We start from the raw sequence: 17,742 nt of genomic DNA, 5'->3' as shown, positions 1-17,742 counted from the left end.
ATCGGATCGCCCTGCCTTCGTCCGGGCTGCCCGGGGTCGTACGAGGACATGGGCGGCGGCGAGGTGTACTGCGACACCTGCGGGCTCGCGCCGGTGGGTGCGGTCGCGGCGGGTGCGGAGGAGCTGGTGTCGCCGCCGACGGGGATGACGAGCGCCGCCCGGCAGGGCGACTCCCGGGGTTCGGCGGGTTCGCGCGGCTCGGGGCGTTCCTCGGCGTCGGCCCGCTCGTCCCGGTCCTCGCGGTCCTCGTCGTCCCGGCGTTCGGTGTCGGGGCGGCTGTCGCGCTCGCTGCCGGGGTCGGCGTCCACCCGGTCGGTGTCGGTGCGCAGTTCGGGCTCGTCGGCGTCCTCGTCGGGGCGCAGCCGGCTGGGCGCGGGGCTGGTCAGCGTCCCGGAGGTGCCGCGTCCGGATCCTTCGGCGGCGGTGCTGGAGAATCCTGAGGTGCCGGAGCGCAAGCGGTTCTGCTCGCGCTCGGACTGCGGGGCGCCGGTGGGCCGGGCGCGCGGGGACCGGCCGGGGCGTACGGAGGGGTTCTGCACCAAGTGCGGGCACCCGTACTCCTTCGTGCCGAAGCTGCGCGCCGGGGACGTGGTGCACGGCCAGTACGAGGTGGCGGGCTGCCTGGCGCACGGCGGGCTCGGCTGGGTCTACCTGGCGGTGGACCGGGCGGTGTCGGACCGGTGGGTGGTGCTCAAGGGCCTGCTCGACACCGGGGACCAGGACGCGATGGAGGCGGCGATCTCCGAGCGGCGGTTCCTCGCGGAGATCGAGCACTCGAACATCGTGCGGATCTACAACTTCGTGGAGCACCTGGACCAGCGGACGGGTTCGCTGGACGGGTACATCGTCATGGAGTACGTGGGCGGCAAGTCGCTGAAGGAGATCGCCAACGAGCGGCGGCGGCCGGACGGGCGGCGCGATCCGCTGCCGGTGGAGCAGGCGTGCGCGTACGGGATCGAGGCGCTGGAGGCGCTCGGGCACCTGCACAGCCGGAACCTGCTGTACTGCGACTTCAAGGTCGACAACGCGATCCAGCAGCAGGACCAGCTGAAGCTGATCGACATGGGTGCGGTGCGGCGGATGGACGACGAGGAGTCGGCCATCTACGGGACGGTGGGCTACCAGGCTCCGGAGGTGGCGGAGCTGGGGCCGTCGGTGGCCTCGGACCTGTACACGGTGGCGCGCACGCTGGCGGTGCTGACCTTCGACTTCCAGGGCTACACGAACGTGTTCGTGGACTCGCTGCCGGATCCGGAGCACATCGAGGTGTTCCAGCGGTACGAGTCCTTCTACCGGCTGCTGGTGCGGGCGACGGATCCCGATCCGGGGCGGCGGTTCGCGTCGGCGCAGGAGATGGCGGACCAGCTGACGGGTGTGCTGCGGGAGGTCGTCGCGCTGCAGACGGGCCGGCCGAGGCCGTGGCTGTCGACCCTCTTCGGGCCGGAACTGCGGGTTCCGGACACTGAGCTGTACGAGGACGCGGCGGGGGCGGAGGTGTCCCGGCTGGGCGTGCGGTCCGTGGCCCCCCGGCGGGGCGGGTTCCGGCTCGGCCGGCGCTCCGGCGGCACGGGGGCGGGCGCGGCGGAGGCTGCGGGGGCGGGGGCGGCCGGCGCCGTGCGGGCTCCGGCGGCCGGCGTCCCGGCGGTCACCGCCGAGGCCGCGGGGGCCGTGGGCCCGGGTGCGGCCGGGGGCGCCGGTGCGCCCGGGAGCGGGGCGGCGTACGCCGGTGCGCCCGGATCCGCCCCTGTGTCCGTTGCTCCCGTCGGGGGCGGGGCGTTGCCCTCGCTCGGGACCACCGCCACGCATGTCGCCGGGGCCCCGGTGCCAGGACCCCGGCACGCCGCGGCGGTGCCCGCGCAGGCGTCCGCGCCGTTCCCGGTGCCGCGTACGGCCGCGCCGGCGACGGCGGGGCTCGCGGTGCTCGACCCTCGTGACACCGCGCTCGCGCTGCCGGTGCCGCTGGTGGACCCGTCCGACCCCAATGCCGGGTTCCTCGCCGGACTCCTCGCCTCCGCGCCCGCCGACCTGCTGGGCGCCCTCGGCGCGGCCCCGGCCGACTCGGCCGAGCTGCGGCTGCGGGAGCTGCGCGCCCGGCTCGAACTGGGCGAACTGGCCGTGGCCGGCGACGCGCTGGCCGAGCTGGAGGCCCGCCACCCGGACGACTGGCGGGTGGTGTGGGCGCGCGGGATCGCCTCGCTGGCCACCGGGGACGACGAGATAGCGGCCCTGTCCTTCGACGCCGTCTACGACGCCTTCCCGGGCGAGCCGGCGCCGAAGCTGGCGCTCGGGCTGTGCGCGGAGGTGCTGGGCCAGCTGGACAACGCCGCCGAGTACTACCGGCTCGTCTGGATCACCGACCCGGGCTTCGTGAGCGCGGCCTTCGGGCTGGCCCGGGTCCAACTGGCGGCCGGGGACCGGGAGGCGGCGGTGCGCACCCTGGAATCCGTACCGGAGGCGTCGATCCACTACACCGCCGCACGGGTGGCGGCGGTACGGGCACGCCTGCGCGACCGGCCCCCGGGCGAGGAGCTGCTGGCCGACCTCGCGGCGGCTTCCGACCAGGTGGAGGCGCTGCGGCGGTTCGGCCTGGACCCGGAGCGGCAGGAGCGGCTGGCGACGGAGGTTCTGGGCTCCGCCCTGGACTGGGTACTGTCGGGTAGCCGGGGTGCCGACCTCGGCCGGACCTCACTGCTCGGCAGTCAACTGGACGAGCGGGGGCTGCGCTTGGGCCTGGAACGCTCCTACCGCGTCCTCGCCCGGCTGGCGCAGCGGGGCGAGGAGCGGATCGAACTGGTGGAACGGGCAAACCGTTTCCGTCCCCGGACGTGGGTGTGAGTGATGTCGATGCATCGGCCGTCGGGCTGCCCCAGCTGCGCGGAGCCCCTGGAGGAGGGTGACCGTTTCTGCGGAGTGTGCGGATACGCCCTCTCCGCCGCTCCCCCGGACGCGGACCCCACCCCGACCCTCCCGGTCACCCCGACCGCGGGCGCGGCGGGCCGGGCCGCTCACGAGCCCCCGGCCGGCCCCCCGCCGGCCCCTCCGGCTCCTGTCCCGCCAACCCCCTCTGTCCCACCGGCCCCGGCCGCACCGGCCGCGCCGCCCGCCCCTCCAGCCATGGCTCCGGCTCCGGTGGCGGCGCCCGGGTGGGAGCCCGGGTACGGCGCCCCGGCGGGCGGGCTCCCGGCCGCGTCCGGTGCCGAGCCCGAGCCCGCGCCCGTCCCGGCCGGGGCCGCGTACTCCGCCGGCTACGGCGCGGCCACCGCCGGGTACGGCGTGCCCGCGCCCGGCTGGGAGGGCGAGACCGGCCCGGACGCCCCCTGGGCGTCCGCCGCCACCGGCCCCGACGGCCCGCACGAGGACCCGTACGCCCAGGCCCCGCAGGACACCGGCGGGGTGCGCCACGACCCGCCCGGCACCGGGGACGAGGAGCCGGAGCCGTACGCGGCCGCCCCGCAGGAGAACCCGTACGCCGCCGCCCCGCAGGGCGAGGGCAGGACCTGCGTCGCCTGCCGCGCCGGGCACGTGGACACGGACGGGTACTGCGAGCACTGCGGCCACGCGCAGCCCCGCGAGCGGGACCACCTGGAGGAGGAGCTCTGCAGCGTCGCCGCCGTCAGCGACCGCGGCCTGCGCCACCACCGCAACGAGGACTCCTTCGCCGTGTCGGCCACCGCCCTGCCCGACGGGTCGGCCGCGACCGTCGCGATCGTCTGCGACGGCGTCTCCTCCGCCAGCCGCCCCGACGAGGCCTCGGCGGCCGCCGCCGGTGCCGCCAACGAGTCGCTCCTCGAAGCCCTTCCGCGCGGCACCGACCCGGTGGAGGCCATGCGCGGGGCGATCCTCGCGGCGGCCTCCGCGGTCACCGCGCTCGCCCCGCCGGCCCCCGGAGCGCAGAACGCCCCCGCGTGCACGCTGGTCGGAGCCGTCGTCAGCGGCGGCGTGCTCACCATCGGCTGGGTCGGCGACAGTCGCGCCTACTGGGTGCCGGACGACCGCGCCGCCCTGGCCCGCCGGCTCACCGAGGACGACTCCTGGGCCGCGCAGATGGTCGCGGCGGGCCTGATGGGCGAGGCCGAGGCCTACGCCGACGTCCGGGCCCACGCCATCACCGGCTGGCTCGGGGCCGACGCGTACGACCTCGACCCGCACACCGCCAGCTTCAGACCGGACCACCCCGGCGTGGTGGTCGTCTGCACGGACGGCCTGTGGAACTACGCCGAGTCCGCGCGGGAGATGGCGCAGGTCCTGCCCGCGGACGCCGCCGACCGGCCGCTGCACAGCGCGCAGGTGCTGGTCGGGCACGCCCTGGACGGGGGCGGTCACGACAACATCACCGTCGCCGTCGTGCCCTTCGCGGGCCCGGCACAGGAACCGCCGCAGCCCCCCGCGGAAGCCCACGCCCAGCCCGAAGCGGAACCCGAAGCGGAACCCCGGTTCCGTCCCGGCGCCTGACCAACCGCCGCACCGGCAAGCCCGGAGGAGGAGACCCACCGATGGCGAACTTCGCCAAGCCGAGCGCACCCCGCTTCAGCGTGGAGGTGTACCAGAACGAGTTCCTGCCCGAGGGCGGGCGGGACGTGCACGCCATCGTGACGGTCACCTCCACCGGCGGGGCCACGGCCACCGCCGCGCACGCGCCCGGCGGCCAGGACGCGGCCGTCGTGATCATGGTGGACTGCTCCGGCTCCATGGAGTACCCGCCGGACAAGATGCGCGGCGCCCGCGAGGCCACCGCCGCCGCGATCGACACCCTGCGCGACGGCACGGCCTTCGCCGTGATCGCCGGTACGCACGAGGCCAGGGAGGTGTACCCCGGCCAGGGCGCCCTCGCCACCGCCGGGCCCGTCACCCGCGCCCAGGCCAAGGAGGCCCTGCGCGGTCTGCAGGCGCACGGCGGCACGGCCATCGGAACCTGGCTGCGGCTGGCCGACGGCCTGCTGCGCCGCACCACGGCGACGATCCGGCACGGCATCCTGCTCACCGACGGCCGCAACGAGCACGAGGACCCGGCCGTGCTGCGCGCCACCCTCGACGCCTGCGCCGGCCGCTTCACCTGCGACGCCCGCGGGGTGGGCACGGACTGGGAGGTGAAGGAGGTCACCGGGATCGCGCGGGCGCTGCTCGGCTCCGCCGACATCGTCGCCGATCCGGCCCACCTCGCCGAGGACTTCACCCGCATGATGGGGCAGGCCATGGGCAAGGAGGTCGCGGACGTCGCGCTGCGCCTGTGGACCCCGGTCGGCGCGGAGGTCCAGTACGTCAAGCAGGTCTCGCCCTCCGTCCACGACCTGACGGGCCGCCGTACCGAGGCGGGCCCGCGCGCCGGGGACTACCCGACCGGCTCGTGGGGCGACGAGTCCCGCGAGTACCACGTGTGCGTCCGCGTGCCGGGGGCCTCCGTTGGGCAGGAGATGCTGGCCGCCCGGGCCTCGCTGGTCCTGCCGGGGCCGGACGGCGAGCCGCGGCCGCCGCTCGCCCAGGGGCTGGTCCGGGCGGTGTGGACGGCCGACCTCGCCGTGTCGACGGCCATCAACCCCCAGGTGGCGCACTACACGGGGCAGGCGGAACTCGCGGAGGCTATCCAGCAGGGCCTGGACGCCCGCAAAATGGGCGATGTCGACAGTGCGACGGCGAAGCTGGGCCGTGCCGTGCAGTTGGCGAGTGCCTCCGGGAACGCCGACACCGCCAAACTGCTGGCGAAGGTGGTGGATGTCGTGGACGCGGCGGCGGGTACTGTGCGGCTGAAGGCGAAGGTCGCCGATGCCGACGAGATGACCCTTGAAACGCGTTCGACGCAGACCGTCCGAGTGAAGAAGACCTGAGAAGAAGCCTGACGCGATGACGCAGGAAAAAGGGGGAAACGCCGCGATGCCGACCTGCCCGAACGGCCACCAGTCCGCCTCCGACGACTGGTGCGAGGTCTGCGGCCTCCGCATGACCGCCCCTGCCGGCGCCGCTCCCGCTGCACCCTCCTACGGCTACGGCTACCCTCCCACCAGCGGGGAGCCGACCGCCCAGGCCGAGCTGTGCCCGCAGTGCCGGACCCCGCGCGAGGCGATGGCCCCCTTCTGCGAGGAGTGCCGGTACAACTTCCTCACCCGCTCGGCCACCCCGTACGCCGCCGAGCCCGCGACGCCGGCCGGGGGCCAGATCGCCGCCCCCGGAGCCGCCGCCGGACCGGGCACCGGCGCGGTGGCCACCCCGCCGCCCCCGCCGCCGGCCCCGCCCCAGCCGGTGTTCTCCCAGGACCACTTCGAGTACCAGGGCTCCCGCCCGTCGCGGGTCAACCGGCCGGCGGAGCCGCTCCAGGGCGAAGACGACTGGCTGCTCCAGCCGCCCGCGCAGGAGCAGCCCGCACCGCCGCCGGTACCGCCGGTTCCGCCGCAGCCCGAGTACCAGCCGCAGCCCGACTACCAGCGGCCCCAGCCGTCGCAGGCCTCGCAGCCGTCACAGCCCGAGCCCTTCGCGGCCCCGGACCGGGGCGCCGGCGCCTCCTGGTCGGCGACGATCGGCCCCGACCGCTCGTACTTCATGGCGATGATGCAGCGCAGCGGCCCCGAGGCCGCCGCGCTCAACCTGCCGGCGTACTCCCCGGAGCTCCACCTGCCGCTCTCCGGCGGGCAGATCACCATCGGCCGCCGCCGTGCCTCCACGGGCGAGTCCCCCGACATCGACCTGTCGGTGCCCCCGGAGGACCCGGGGGTCTCCCACCAGCACGCGGTGCTCGTCCAGCAGCCGGACCTGACCTGGGCCGTGGTCGACCAGAACTCCACCAACGGCACCACCATCAACGGCGGCGAGGACCCCATCCAGCCGTACGTGCCCGTGCCCCTCGCCGACGGCGACCGCGTCCACGTCGGCGCCTGGACCACCATCACCGTCCGCCGCGGCTAGCCGGGGGCGGACGGCTCCCCCAGGGGCCACGCGTAGGGCCCCTGTGGATCGTCGAGCCAGGCCCACTGCCCCTCCGGGGTGACCGTGACCCCGAACCGCTCGCGCGCCGGCCGGCCCTCGCCGCGCCACAGGTCGAGCGCCTCGCGCGGGTGCAGCACGTCCGCGGTCAGGATCAGCAGGAACTGGAAGCGCTCGTTCTCCACCAGTTCGTACGGGATCCCGTGCAGCGGCCCGGTCGCCCCGGGCGGCCCCGGCGCGGCCGTGGCCCCGCGCAGCGGGACGAAGTACGCGGAGGTGTGCAGGAAGCGGCCCTCCGCGAAGCCGGCGTCCCGGACGGTCAGCGCGATCAGCCCGGTCGACAGCGGGGCCAGGATCCGCGCCCCCGGCCGGCACTGGCCGAGCCAGGCGGGCGGGATCAGCGGCAGGGTGCAGGTCACGAGGATCCGGTCGAAGGGCGCCCGGGCGGGGCAGCCGCGTGCCCCGTCGCCGGTGACCACGGCGGGCCGGTAGCCGAGCCGGGCCAGGTGGGAGCGGGCCGACTCGGTGATCTCCTCGTCCAGGTCCACCGTGGTGACGAGGCCGTCGCCGAGCCGGTGGCAGAGCAGGGCCGCGTTGTAGCCGGTGCCGGCGCCGATCTCCAGCACGTTGTCCCCGTCCCGCACCCGGAGCGCGTCCAGCATCTTCGCCATCAGCGAGGGCTGGCTGCTGGAGGAGACGAGCTCGCCGTCGCGCAGCCGGGTGGCGAGCGGGGCGTCGGTGTACACCCCGCGCAGCCAGCGGGCCCGGCGCTCGGGGTCCGGATCCTCGTCCCACAGCCGCTCGTGCCCCGCTCCACGGCCGGTCCAGAAGTACGGCACGAACACGTGCCGGGGCACGGCGGCGAAGGCCGCCCGCCAGGCCGGGTCCTCCAGCACGCCGGCGGCGGTGAGTTCCCGTACCTGGGCGGCGTGCGCCGTCTCCCGCAGGTCCTTCTCCGCGGCCTTCGCCGTGCCCATGTCTCCACTGTGCTGCGGTCGGGCCCGGGGTGCGACCTCGCGGCGGGGACGGTGCGGCAGTGGTCCTAGGACCGGGGTCCTCCGTCCGGGCGTCTGAGACGATGGTCGGGTGAATGACGACGCGCAGAGCACGGTCCAGGAGACGACCTTCTACGAGCAGGTGGGCGGCGAGGAGACCTTCCGCCGTCTGGTCCACCGCTTCTACCAGGGAGTCGCCGAGGACCCGCTGCTGCGCCCGATGTACCCGGAGGAGGACCTCGGGCCCGCCGAGGAGCGGTTCGCACTGTTCCTGATGCAGTACTGGGGCGGTCCGACGACGTACAGCGAGCACCGCGGGCACCCGCGCCTGCGCATGCGGCACGCGCCGTTCCAGGTGGACGCGGCCGCGCACGACGCGTGGCTCGCGCACATGCGCGTGGCGGTGGACGAGCTCGGGCTCGCCCCGCACCACGAGGCGCAGCTGTGGCGGTACCTGACCTACGCGGCCGCCTCGATGATCAACACCGCCGGCTAGCCGGACACCCGGTCCTTACCGGATCGACGCCCTCCGCGTGCAGGGGTCCCTGCAAGCGGCCGAACGCTTCCCCTCGGCCGGGGGCCCTGCCAGGCCCGTACGGGGCACGGGCGGGGCGCCCGCGGTACCCGGCGCGCCCTCCCGGGAACCCCTTCCGTCGCACCGACACCGACGGAACTGGAGGTTCCATGTCGCAGGGCACCGCAGACACGGTTGATCCGACCACCGACGCGGACGGGGAAGCGCTGGACCGCGCCCTCGCCGCGAACGCGTCCGGCGCGGATCCCGGCCTGCACGAGAGTACGAGCGCGAGTTCCTCCCAACCCGCCCGCGGGCCGGCACCCGAGTACGGGTCCGGCGGCCGCACGGCCGCCCGCAGGCAGCTGGACTCGGAATAGGAGGCGCGCCATGTCCATGAGGTTCCAGAACAACTACCACCGCGAGATCTGGACGATGGTCGAGCGGCACCATCCCAGCTGCTCCGACGGCAGCAACTGGGTCAAGGAGGGCTGGTGGAGGCTCGGCCCCGGGGAGAGCGCCGTCGTCTACGGCGGTGACGTCCTCGCCCTCAACCAGATCTGGTACTGCTACGCGTTCGCGGGCGACGGCGTCGAGTGGCGCGACCGCTTCCGGGAGACGGTCCCGAACAGCGCCTTCGAGTGGTGCGCGAACACGTCGGACTCCAACTCGCGGACGATCTTCATGAGCGAGTTCGTCGTGACCCGTCCGAACCACGTGCACTCGTTCAACCCGTAGCCCTGCAGGGCACGGCGGGGCAGAGCACGGCGCACGGAGCGGGCCCGTCCGCCCCCGGTACCCGGTGGGCGGGCGGCCCCGGCCCGGTCCGGGACGGGAGCCCTAGACGGGCCGCACCTGGATCCCGCCCAGGCCGGCGAGGGCGCCGGGGCGGCGCGTGGCGACGGAGCCGTACGGGGTGCTGAGCCGCAGCCAGCCGCCGGAGGCGAACAGGGCCACCGGGGCGGGAGCGCCCGCGTCGGGGGCGCCCGCGGGCACGGGGGTGCGTACCGGGCGCAGGAAGCCCAGGGACTGGGCGGCGTGCACCGCGCGCAGGGGCAGCTCGGTGTCGCCCAGGGTCCGGGACCAGATCTCGCGGCCGATGCGGTCCCGCTCGGAGCGGGTCCGGTGCTGTGGGGGCAGGGCCTCGTCGCGGGCGCGGAACTCGGCGACGGCCGCGGCCACGGCCGCGCGCACCGCCTCGGGGGCGGGCAGGCCGGGGACGGGACGCCAGCCGCCGCGGGGCGGCAGGACGCCCGCCCAGGGCGGGCCGGTGACGGGGCCGGGGACGGTCACGGCGGCGCCGCTCTCGTCGACGGCCTCCAGCAGCTCGCCCGCGGAGACGGTGACGTCGAGCGGGGTCGCGAGGGGCTCGGCGAGCCGTGCCGTGCGGACGGCCAGGACCTCGAAGGAGGGCGGCCGTCCGAAGACGGCGAGCGCGCCGCCGCCCGCCGGCGCCTGGAGGCGTACGGCGGCGGCGCGGTCGTAGTGCACCAGCCGGCCCAGGAAGGCGGCGAGGTCCGCCGCCTCCCCGGAGTCGGCGAGGCGCAGCTGTCCGCTCATGCCGCGAGGCGCCCTTCGGCGGCCGCGGGAGCGTTCTCGGGCTTGTCGAGGTACTGCTCCAGGAAGTGCCGTTCCTCTTCGGTGATGCGGCGGGGCCGCCCCTCGGCGAGGTTGTAGGGCACGACGACCGTCTCGGCGCGGACGTAGACGGTCTCCGGAGCGTCCTCGGTCGCCTCGTCCTTGACCTCGTAGCGGATGGTCAGGGACGCGGCGCCTATCCGGGTCACCCAGGACTCGATGAGCACCGGCTCGTGCCGGTGCACGAGGGGGAGCTTGTAGTCGATCTCGTGACGGGCCACGACGGACCCGCCCGTGAAGGACTCGCTGCCCTCCCCCGGCGCCAGGCGGAACATGAAGTCGATGCGCGCCTCCTCCAGGTAGCGGAGGAAGACGACGTTGTTGACGTGCCCGAAGGCATCCATGTCCGCCCAGCGGAGGGGGCACCGGTAGTGGTGTCTGGCCATGACCGCGACCTAGCCCCGGGTGAGCTTCTTGTAGGTGGCGCGGTGCGGACGGGTGGCGTCCGGGCCGAGCCGCTCGACCTTGTTCTTCTCGTAGGACTCGAAGTTGCCCTCGAACCAGAACCACTTGGACTCGCCCTCGTAGGCGAGGATGTGGGTGGCCACTCGGTCCAGGAACCAGCGGTCGTGGGAGACGACCACGGCCGCACCCGGGAACTCCAGCAGCGCGTTCTCCAGCGAGCCCAGGGTCTCGACGTCGAGGTCGTTGGTGGGCTCGTCGAGGAGCAGCAGGTTGCCGCCCTGCTTGAGGGTGAGCGCGAGGTTCAGGCGGTTGCGCTCACCGCCGGAGAGCACGCCGGCCGGCTTCTGCTGGTCCGGGCCCTTGAAGCCGAAGGCGCTGACGTAGGCGCGGGACGGCATCTCGACGTTGCCGACGTTGATGTAGTCCAGCTCGTCCGACACGACCGCCCAGAGGGTCTTCTTGGGGTCGATGTTGGCGCGGCCCTGGTCGACGTACGAGATCTTGACGGTCTCGCCGACCTTGATCTCGCCGGAGTCCGGCTGCTCCAGGCCCTGGATCATCTTGAAGAGCGTGGTCTTGCCGGCGCCGTTCGGGCCGATGATGCCGACGATGCCGTTGCGCGGGAGCGTGAAGGACAGGTCGTCGATGAGGACCTTGTCGCCGAACGCCTTGGAGAGGTTGTTGACCTCGACCACGATCGAGCCCAGGCGCGGGCCCGGCGGGATCTGGATCTCCTCGAAGTCGAGCTTGCGCATCTTGTCGGCCTCGGCCGCCATCTCCTCGTAGCGAGCGAGACGGGCCTTGGACTTCGCCTGGCGGCCCTTGGCGTTGGAGCGGACCCACTCCAGCTCTTCCTTGAGGCGCTTGGCGCGCTTCTCGTCCTTCTTGCCCTCGACCTTGAGGCGCTCGGCCTTCTTCTCCAGGTAGGTGGAGTAGTTGCCCTCGTAGGGGTGCGCGCGGCCGCGGTCGAGCTCGAGGATCCACTCGGCGACGTTGTCGAGGAAGTAGCGGTCGTGGGTGACCGCCACGACGGCGCCCTTGTACTGGGCCAGGTGCTGCTCCAGCCAGTTCACGGACTCGGCGTCGAGGTGGTTGGTGGGCTCGTCGAGGAGCAGCAGGTCGGGGGCCTCCAGCAGCAGCTTGCAGAGGGCCACGCGGCGCTTCTCACCACCGGAGAGGTTGGTGACCGGCCAGTCGCCGGGCGGGCAGCCCAGGGCGTCCATGGCCTGCTCCAGCTGGGCGTCCAGGTCCCACGCGTTGGCGTGGTCCAGGTCGTCCTGGAGCTTGCCCATCTCCTCCATCAGCTCGTCGGTGTAGTTCGTCGCCATTTCCTCGGCGATCGCGTTGAACCGGTTGAGCTTCTGCTTGATCTCGCCGACGCCGTCCTCGACGTTCTCCAGGACGGTCTTGGACTCGTCGAGCTTCGGCTCCTGCATGAGGATGCCGACGGAGTAGCCGGGCGACAGGAAGGCGTCGCCGTTGGACGGCTGCTCGATGCCCGCCATGATCTTCAGGACGGTGGACTTACCGGCGCCGTTCGGGCCGACCACGCCGATCTTGGCCCCCGGCAGGAAGTTCAGGAAGACGTCGTCGAGGATCACCTTGTCGCCGTGCGCCTTGCGCGTCTTGCGCATGGTGTAGATGAACTCAGCCAAGAGAAACCGTCCGGCAGATCGATGGTGGGCAGATACACCCCATACTGCCGTACGTCCATCCCCCGGGGGAAACCAGTACGGCTCCCCCGGGGCCCCGCGGGCCCCCGGCCAGGGCGGGATGACACTGAGTGCTTCCGGTATCACGAGTTACGAGTACGGACGGGCCGACTTCAGCGGGGACGGTAGACGGTCAGGGCGTCGGGGAGGGCGTCGAGGGTGAGTGCGGCGGGGGCCTGGGCGTATTCGCCGTCGTAGGCGAGCGGGGTGCCGGGCGGGATGTCCGCGACGTGCAGGCCGCGCAGCCGGGTGGCGACGTGGACGGGGGACCGGCTGAGCGGGCCCGCGAAGGCGGCGGCCAGCAGGCGCGGGCCGGGGCGGCCGCCGCCGTGGACGAGCCGCAGGTCGAGCAGGCCCTCGCCGAGTCCGGCCCGGCGGCGGGGGGCGGGGCCGGTGCCCTGGTAGGTGCCGTTGCCCGCGAAGAGCAGCCAGGCGCTGCGGGGCCGCCCGGCCAGGGTCAGCCGGACGGGCCGCTCGGCCCGCAGCACCCGCCAGGCCGCCAGCACCGCGGCCGGTCCGCCCCCGATCCGCGGCGCCCACCGCAGGCGGTGCCGCAGCAGTTCGGGGTAGGCCCCGATGCTGAAGTTGTTCAGGAAGTACCGGGCCGCCTGCCCGGCCCCGTCGGCCGGGGTGATGCGGCCCAGGGAGACGCGGACCGCCTGGCCGGCGGCGAGGGCGCGGCAGGTGTCCTCCGGGCCGGTGAGGCCGAGGTCCAGCGCGAAGTGGTTGAGGGTGCCGCCGGGGAACACCGCGAGCGGCACCCCGGCCCGCAGGGCGGCGGTCGCGGCGGCGTTGACGGTGCCGTCGCCGCCGTACACCCCGAGCACCGCGGACCGGGCGGCGGCCGCCGCCATCACGGCCTCCACCTCGTCGCCCGCGCACTCCACGACCTCCGCCCCCGGCAGCCGCCCGCGCAGTACGTCGAGCTCCCCGCCCCGGGCCGGGCCGGACGCGGTGTTCGCCACGACCGTCAGCCCGGCCCCGTCCGGCAGCGCGGGCGCGTCGGCCGCCGGGCGCTCGCCGCCGGGGACGGCCCGCGCCCGCTCGGCCCGGCGCACGAGGCCGCGTACGGCGAACCCCGCCGCGACCCCGAGGGCCGCGCCCGCCAGCACGTCGGACGGGTAGTGCACGCCGGTGTAGACCCGGGAGAAGGCCACGGACGCGGCCACCGGGGCCACCGCGGCCCCCCACCCGGGGGATTCCAGGGCGAGGCCGGCGGTGAAGGCGGCGGCCGAGGCGGAGTGCCCGGAGGGGAAGGAGGTGGTCCACGGCTGCACGGCCGGCAGCCGCGCCGCGGGCACCCCCTCCAGGAGCGGCCTGGGCCTGCGCACGGACCACTTGCCGACGGTGTTGATGGTGCCCGAGGCCAGCGCGAGCGAGGCGGCCGCGGTCAGCGCCCCCTTGCGGGCCCGGGGCGAGCCGAGGACGGTGATCACCGCGGCGGTCCCGCCCCACAGCACCCCGTGGTTCGCGGCCCGCCCGAGGGCGGGCAGCACCCGTTCGGCCCCGGGCCAGTGCCGCCGGGCCACGAGGTCGAACAGCCGCCGGTCCCAGGACGCGAGGGTGCCCCGCCAGGTCAGTTTCTGATGCTGATCAGTCATCCTTCGCGCCTACCCCGGGCCGCCGCCCGGAATCACACCTCGCCGTCCTCCCCCTCGAACGGCCGCTTGCGCAGCAGCAGGACGACCATGCCGCCCAGCACCACCAGCCCGACCGCGAGGGAGGCGATGACCGGAGTGGCCGCGGAGCTGCCGCTGGTCGCCAGCCGCTCCTCGTCCGGGGAGTCCTGCCCGGCCGTGGCGGACTCGGCGGCCACCGCCGCCTCGGACGCGCCGGCCAGCTGGCCCACGGCTCCGGCCGTGCCCGCCGCGGCGGCCGGGGGCTGCGGCCAGACCGCCGTGGCGGTGGCGGCCGCCGCGGACTCGCTGGAGCCGGCCACGATCTGCGCCTCGGCCGGGATCCCGCTGGTGAAGACCCGGCCGACGGGCACCTTCGTCGAGCCGTGCACGGTCACCGAGGCCGTCCCGTCCGGGGTGCCGGCGGGCACCTCGAAGTACAGCCGGCTGCCGTTCGCCGCGGACGTCACCGGCCGCCCCTCGGAGTCGACCACCCGCACCCCCATGGCCGTGGCGGCCGCGTCGGGGGTGACGGTCACGCTCTGCGCCCCCGTCCGGACGGTGACCGGGCCCAGCCGGGTCCCGACGGCGCCCGTCAGCGGTCCGGACGCCTGCCCGGGGTCCAGCCCGAGCGACGCCGGCGGCTCCGGCAGCCGCCCGGCCTCCCGCTGGAGGTAGTCGGCGAGCCGCTCCGCCGCCGGGTCGGCCGCCTCCACCTGCGCCCCGTCGGCCAGCCGCCAGATCGCCACCTGGGTCCCGGCGGCCGCGCTCTCCGCGGTCAGCGCGCCGGCCCCGGCCGCCTTCGCCAGCCCGGCCAGGTCGTTGTGCTGGGGGTAGGAGTGCTCCAGGACCCAGCGGATCCGGCCGCCCGCGTCGGTGTTCCCGGTGAGGGGGCTGCCGCCCCAGCCGCTCTCCGTGTACCGGGCCTGGGGCTGCGCGTAGCCCGCGACGCCGACCCCGTACGTCTGGAGCATGCCGCCGCCGTCGACCCGCATCTCGTACAGCCCGGCGGGGATCTGCCGGACCGAGCCGTCCCCGGCTCGCAGGACCGCCTGCCCGTACGTCTTGAGGCCGTCGAGCACGGCGCTCGCGCCCCCGGCCGCCCGGCCGGCGGCGGCCGGGCCGGAGTCCGCCGCGGCGCGGGCTCCGGGCGCCGCGGTGAGGGCCGCGGCCAGCAGGGCCGCCGCCAGGGGCCGGCGCACGGAGCCGCGGACGGCACCGGCGACGCTGCCGGCCGCGGCAGGACCGCCACCGGCACCGGCACCGGGTGGAAGCGGAACCTCCGGCCGGACTGGTCCGGCCTCGGGTGGGACGGTGGATGCGCAGGCCGGCCCGCCCGCGGACGCGGCGGACGCCGCGCGGGGTTCGGAGGGTGTGGAGGACACGGGAACAGCAATCGACACAGTTCTCCCCTTCGGGCCGAAGACCAAGGTGCCCGTGAGTACCGGGGAATCCTAGCCGCCTCGAACACTCAGACCACCGCCGCCTTCTGAGGGCCCATCAGTGGGGTGTCCGTCTTGACGACCCTGCGGAAGGCCGCCGTTCCGCGGTTGAGGTCGTGTCCGACGCTGATCGCGTCGATGTCCGCCGAGAACCAGCGGACGCCTTCGCCGTCGGGCGGACCCTCCCGGACCCGCAGACGCCCGTGCACCACCAGCGGTTCCCCCACCGAGACGGAACTGGCCAGGTTGACCGCCAGCACCCGGCGCGCCCACACGGTGTAGAAGCTGGTGGGGGCGTCCGTCCAGGTCTCCGTGCGCCGGTCGAAGTAGCGCGGGGTCACCGCGAAGCGGAATCTCGCCGACGGCCCGGTCGCCGTCTCCTTGAAGTCGACCTGCGTCGCCACGTGCCCCACCAGCGTCACCAGGGTGTCGTTCATCCCGGCCGCCCTCCCCCGAAGTCGTACCCGTGCGGACCATCCGCACGAGGTACGACCATGCTGGCCCCGGGCCCCGGGCCCCGGTCCCCCGCTCCGGCCTGTGGATTACTGGCGGGTTGTGGACAACTTCGTCCCCCCTGCGGCGACCGCCGCGTACTGCTCGCGCACCTCGCGGTAGCGCAGCAGCTCGGCCGCCACCGGTTCGAGGACGCGGGCCCGGCCGCAGCCCGCCGCGGCCTGCCTGAGCCGCCGTTCGGCGTCCTGGCCGTACCGGCGCGCCGGCCCCCGGGCGGCGATCGAGCAGGCCCACTCCACCAGCGGCCCGCCGACGATGCCGGCCGCCATGAACAGGACGGGCGGCAGCAGCTTCGGCTCCAGGACCCCGACGATCTGCCCGACCAGCCACAGGCCGCCGAAGATCTGCACCAGCGTCATGGCCGCCTGCGCCAGCACCGCGACCGGCCACCAAGCGGGCCTGGGCGGCTTCGCGCCGGGCACGGCGACGGCCGCGCCCAGGGTCACCGCCAGCTCGTCCAGCGCCTCCGGCAGCTGTTCGGCACCGCGCACCGCGGTCTCCCGTACGGCCTGCGCCCAGGGGTCGGGCAGGCCTGCGACCGCCTCGTCGGCGACCGTCCGTACGGCCTGCTCCACGCGCTGGCGGGCGGTCACCTCCTCCTCGGGAGGCACGGCGGCGGAGGTGCCGGAGCCGCGGCCCCTGGCGGACATGAGGGCGAGCGAGGCGAGCGACCGGGGGGCGCGCCGGCTCTCGTACCAGCGCCACAGCCGCAGCCAGGGCGTGCCGCAGGCCTTGCCGGCGTTGCGCCGCCAGGCCCGCTCGGCGGCGAGGCCGGCGGCGTAGGCCCCGACGGCTTCCGCGAGCCGGTCCTCGAACTCGGCGCGTGCCGCCTCGCCGATCTCGGGTCCGGAGGGGCCCGAGTGCCCGTCGGTGACGTAGAGCGGGCGCAGGCGCGTGGCGGCCCGGTCGACGTCGGCGGAGATCCGGCGGGTCGCGGCGCCCTTCTCCTGGGTGAACTGTCCGAGGAGCTCGCGGAGTTCCCCGACCCCTTCACCCGTCAGGGCGGACAGTCCGAGGACGGTGGCGCCGGGCTCGCCGTGCTCGCCGAGGGCGATCCCGTCGTCGTCCAGCAGCCGCCGCAGGTCGTCGAGTACGAGGTCGGCGGCGTCGCCGGGGAGCCGGTCGACCTGGTTCAGCACGACGAAGGTGATCTCGGCGTGCCCGGCCAGCGGCCGCAGGTACCGCTCGTGGAGGACGGCGTCCGCGTACTTCTCCGGGTCCACCACCCACACCACGGCGTCGACCAGCGCGAGCACCCGGTCGACGTGCTCCCGGTGCGCACCGAGCGCCGAGTCCAGGTCGGGCAGGTCTACGAGGACCATGCCGCGCAGCGCCTCGGCCTCCGGGGTCTCGCGGGGCCGGCGGCGCAGCCGTCCGGGGATCTCCAGCCGGTCGAGGAGGCCGGCGGCGCCGTCGGACCAGCTGCAGGCGATGGGGGCGGCGGTGGTCGGGCGGCGCAGTCCGGTTTCGGAGATCTGCACTCCGGCGAGTGAATTGAAGAGGGTGGACTTGCCGCTTCCGGTGGCTCCGGCGATGGCGACGACGGTGTGCTGCGGGGACAGGCCCCGGCGTGCGGCCGCTTCGTCCAGGACCCGTCCGGCTTCGGCGAGGGTCTTGCCGTCGAGGCGGGTGCGGGACAGTCCGACGAGCTGGCGCAGGGCGTCGAGGCGGGTGCGCAGGGCCTGGGCCTCGGGGCTGAGCGGGGGTGCGGGGGCCTTGCCGCCGTCGCTGCCGGCGCCGGAGACGGCCCGCACGACCGCGTCGTCGTCCCCGTCGTCCTCGGCGCTCCCGCCGTCACGTCCTGCCTCTTCGTCGAGGCCGGACGCGAGGAGGGCGGCGTCGAGCAGCGCGTCGTCGATGAGGGCGTCGCCGGCGCGCGTGCCGGTACCGCGCGGGCCGCCCTTGCTGCCGGCGCGGTGGCGGGAGCGTGCGATGAACCCGTCGTCCCACCGGTCGCCGGCGTGGTCGCTGTCGCGGTCGGTCAGGGCGGTCACC

The 17,742-nt window shown here is 75.2% G+C and carries 15 protein-coding genes; 7 read left to right on the top strand and 8 right to left on the bottom strand.

The window, feature by feature from the left end; genetic code table 11:
• From OG553_RS22135 to OG553_RS22120, 4 genes are all read left to right on the top strand, one after another.
• Window positions 1–2,835 carry a tetratricopeptide repeat protein gene (locus OG553_RS22135; protein ID WP_405983105.1) on the top strand — a complete coding sequence of 945 codons (2,835 nt, stop codon included), beginning with the start codon at window positions 1–3 and terminating at the stop codon, window positions 2,833–2,835.
• Window positions 2,836–3,114: 279 nt separating this feature from the next.
• On the top strand, window positions 3,115–4,452 hold the full coding sequence (locus OG553_RS22130; protein ID WP_405980647.1) for a protein phosphatase 2C domain-containing protein: 1,338 nt from the start codon (window positions 3,115–3,117) through the stop codon (window positions 4,450–4,452).
• A gap of 41 nt (window positions 4,453–4,493) precedes the next feature.
• A complete protein-coding gene (locus tag OG553_RS22125; protein ID WP_405980646.1) occupies window positions 4,494–5,822 on the top strand; it encodes a vWA domain-containing protein in 1,329 nt (442 codons plus the stop codon).
• 16 nt (window positions 5,823–5,838) lie between these two features.
• Window positions 5,839–6,894: an FHA domain-containing protein gene (locus OG553_RS22120; protein WP_405980645.1), complete on the top strand. Its 1,056-nt coding sequence runs from the start codon at window positions 5,839–5,841 to the stop codon at window positions 6,892–6,894.
• Here the strand turns inward: OG553_RS22120 and OG553_RS22115 are convergent.
• The gene (locus tag OG553_RS22115) at window positions 6,891–7,889 is read right to left on the bottom strand and encodes a methyltransferase domain-containing protein (protein WP_405980644.1); all 999 of its coding nucleotides are present in this window, start codon (window positions 7,887–7,889) and stop codon (window positions 6,891–6,893) included. The two genes, OG553_RS22120 and OG553_RS22115, sit on opposite strands and share 4 nt — an antisense overlap.
• 109 nt (window positions 7,890–7,998) lie before the next feature.
• Here OG553_RS22115 and OG553_RS22110 point away from each other — a divergent pair, with 109 nt between their 5' ends.
• The 3 genes from OG553_RS22110 to OG553_RS22100 all read left to right on the top strand — a co-directional run bounded on the left by OG553_RS22110 (window position 7,999) and on the right by OG553_RS22100 (window position 9,159).
• On the top strand, window positions 7,999–8,403 hold the full coding sequence (locus tag OG553_RS22110) for a globin (RefSeq protein WP_405980643.1): 405 nt from the start codon (window positions 7,999–8,001) through the stop codon (window positions 8,401–8,403).
• A 188-nt stretch (window positions 8,404–8,591) separates the two neighbouring features.
• The gene (locus OG553_RS22105) at window positions 8,592–8,801 is read left to right on the top strand and encodes a hypothetical protein (protein ID WP_345501486.1); all 210 of its coding nucleotides are present in this window, start codon (window positions 8,592–8,594) and stop codon (window positions 8,799–8,801) included.
• 10 nt (window positions 8,802–8,811) lie between these two features.
• Entirely contained in the window at window positions 8,812–9,159 is a 348-nt protein-coding gene (locus OG553_RS22100; protein WP_405980642.1) for a DUF1036 domain-containing protein, read from the top strand.
• Between the two features lie 102 nt (window positions 9,160–9,261).
• Here the strand turns inward: OG553_RS22100 and OG553_RS22095 are convergent, their stop codons facing one another.
• From OG553_RS22095 to OG553_RS22065, 7 genes are all read right to left on the bottom strand, one after another.
• The gene (locus OG553_RS22095) at window positions 9,262–9,981 is read right to left on the bottom strand and encodes a hypothetical protein (RefSeq protein WP_405980641.1); all 720 of its coding nucleotides are present in this window, start codon (window positions 9,979–9,981) and stop codon (window positions 9,262–9,264) included.
• Window positions 9,978–10,445, bottom strand: coding sequence for an acyl-CoA thioesterase (locus tag OG553_RS22090; protein ID WP_405980640.1), 468 nt, complete (start codon window positions 10,443–10,445; stop codon window positions 9,978–9,980). The genes OG553_RS22095 and OG553_RS22090 overlap by 4 nt, the downstream gene beginning before the upstream one ends.
• A gap of 9 nt (window positions 10,446–10,454) precedes the next feature.
• A complete protein-coding gene (gene ettA, locus OG553_RS22085; RefSeq protein WP_362463050.1) occupies window positions 10,455–12,119 on the bottom strand; it encodes an energy-dependent translational throttle protein EttA in 1,665 nt (554 codons plus the stop codon).
• 170 nt (window positions 12,120–12,289) lie between these two features.
• The gene (locus OG553_RS22080; protein ID WP_405980639.1) at window positions 12,290–13,777 is read right to left on the bottom strand and encodes a bifunctional phosphatase PAP2/diacylglycerol kinase family protein; all 1,488 of its coding nucleotides are present in this window, start codon (window positions 13,775–13,777) and stop codon (window positions 12,290–12,292) included.
• Between the two features lie 32 nt (window positions 13,778–13,809).
• Window positions 13,810–14,994 (bottom strand): TQXA domain-containing protein, encoded by a 1,185-nt coding sequence (locus tag OG553_RS22075; RefSeq protein ID WP_405980638.1) that lies wholly within the window; start codon window positions 14,992–14,994, stop codon window positions 13,810–13,812.
• Window positions 14,995–15,263: 269 nt separating this feature from the next.
• Complete coding sequence (locus tag OG553_RS22070; protein ID WP_405980637.1) at window positions 15,264–15,671, bottom strand: single-stranded DNA-binding protein; 408 nt, start codon at window positions 15,669–15,671, stop codon at window positions 15,264–15,266.
• 105 nt (window positions 15,672–15,776) lie between these two features.
• A complete protein-coding gene (locus tag OG553_RS22065) occupies window positions 15,777–17,741 on the bottom strand; it encodes a GTPase (RefSeq protein WP_405980636.1) in 1,965 nt (654 codons plus the stop codon).
• Window position 17,742: the final 1 nt, after the last annotated feature.

It is taken from the genome of Streptomyces sp. NBC_00158 (assembly GCF_045160885.1).
Taxonomy (GTDB): Bacteria; Actinomycetota; Actinomycetes; order Streptomycetales; family Streptomycetaceae; genus Streptomyces.
The sequence above is the reverse complement of the archived record's forward strand: the minus strand, read 5'-3'. Positions and strand labels throughout refer to the sequence as shown.

Bases quoted from the DNA above. Each gene is read 5' to 3' on its own strand.
- OG553_RS22105 (WP_345501486.1), top strand. From the start codon at position 8,592: ATGTCGCAGGGCACCGCAGACACGGTTGATCCGACCACCGACGCGGAC.
- OG553_RS22070 (WP_405980637.1), bottom strand. From the start codon at position 15,671: ATGAACGACACCCTGGTGACGCTGGTGGGGCACGTGGCGACGCAGGTC.
- OG553_RS22125 (WP_405980646.1), top strand. From the start codon at position 4,494: ATGGCGAACTTCGCCAAGCCGAGCGCACCCCGCTTCAGCGTGGAGGTG.
- OG553_RS22130 (WP_405980647.1), top strand. From the start codon at position 3,115: ATGGCTCCGGCTCCGGTGGCGGCGCCCGGGTGGGAGCCCGGGTACGGC.
- OG553_RS22120 (WP_405980645.1), top strand. From the start codon at position 5,839: ATGACGCAGGAAAAAGGGGGAAACGCCGCGATGCCGACCTGCCCGAAC.
- OG553_RS22080 (WP_405980639.1), bottom strand. From the start codon at position 13,777: ATGACTGATCAGCATCAGAAACTGACCTGGCGGGGCACCCTCGCGTCC.
- OG553_RS22115 (WP_405980644.1), bottom strand. From the start codon at position 7,889: ATGGGCACGGCGAAGGCCGCGGAGAAGGACCTGCGGGAGACGGCGCAC.
- OG553_RS22095 (WP_405980641.1), bottom strand. From the start codon at position 9,981: ATGAGCGGACAGCTGCGCCTCGCCGACTCCGGGGAGGCGGCGGACCTC.
- OG553_RS22100 (WP_405980642.1), top strand. From the start codon at position 8,812: ATGTCCATGAGGTTCCAGAACAACTACCACCGCGAGATCTGGACGATG.
- OG553_RS22090 (WP_405980640.1), bottom strand. From the start codon at position 10,445: ATGGCCAGACACCACTACCGGTGCCCCCTCCGCTGGGCGGACATGGAT.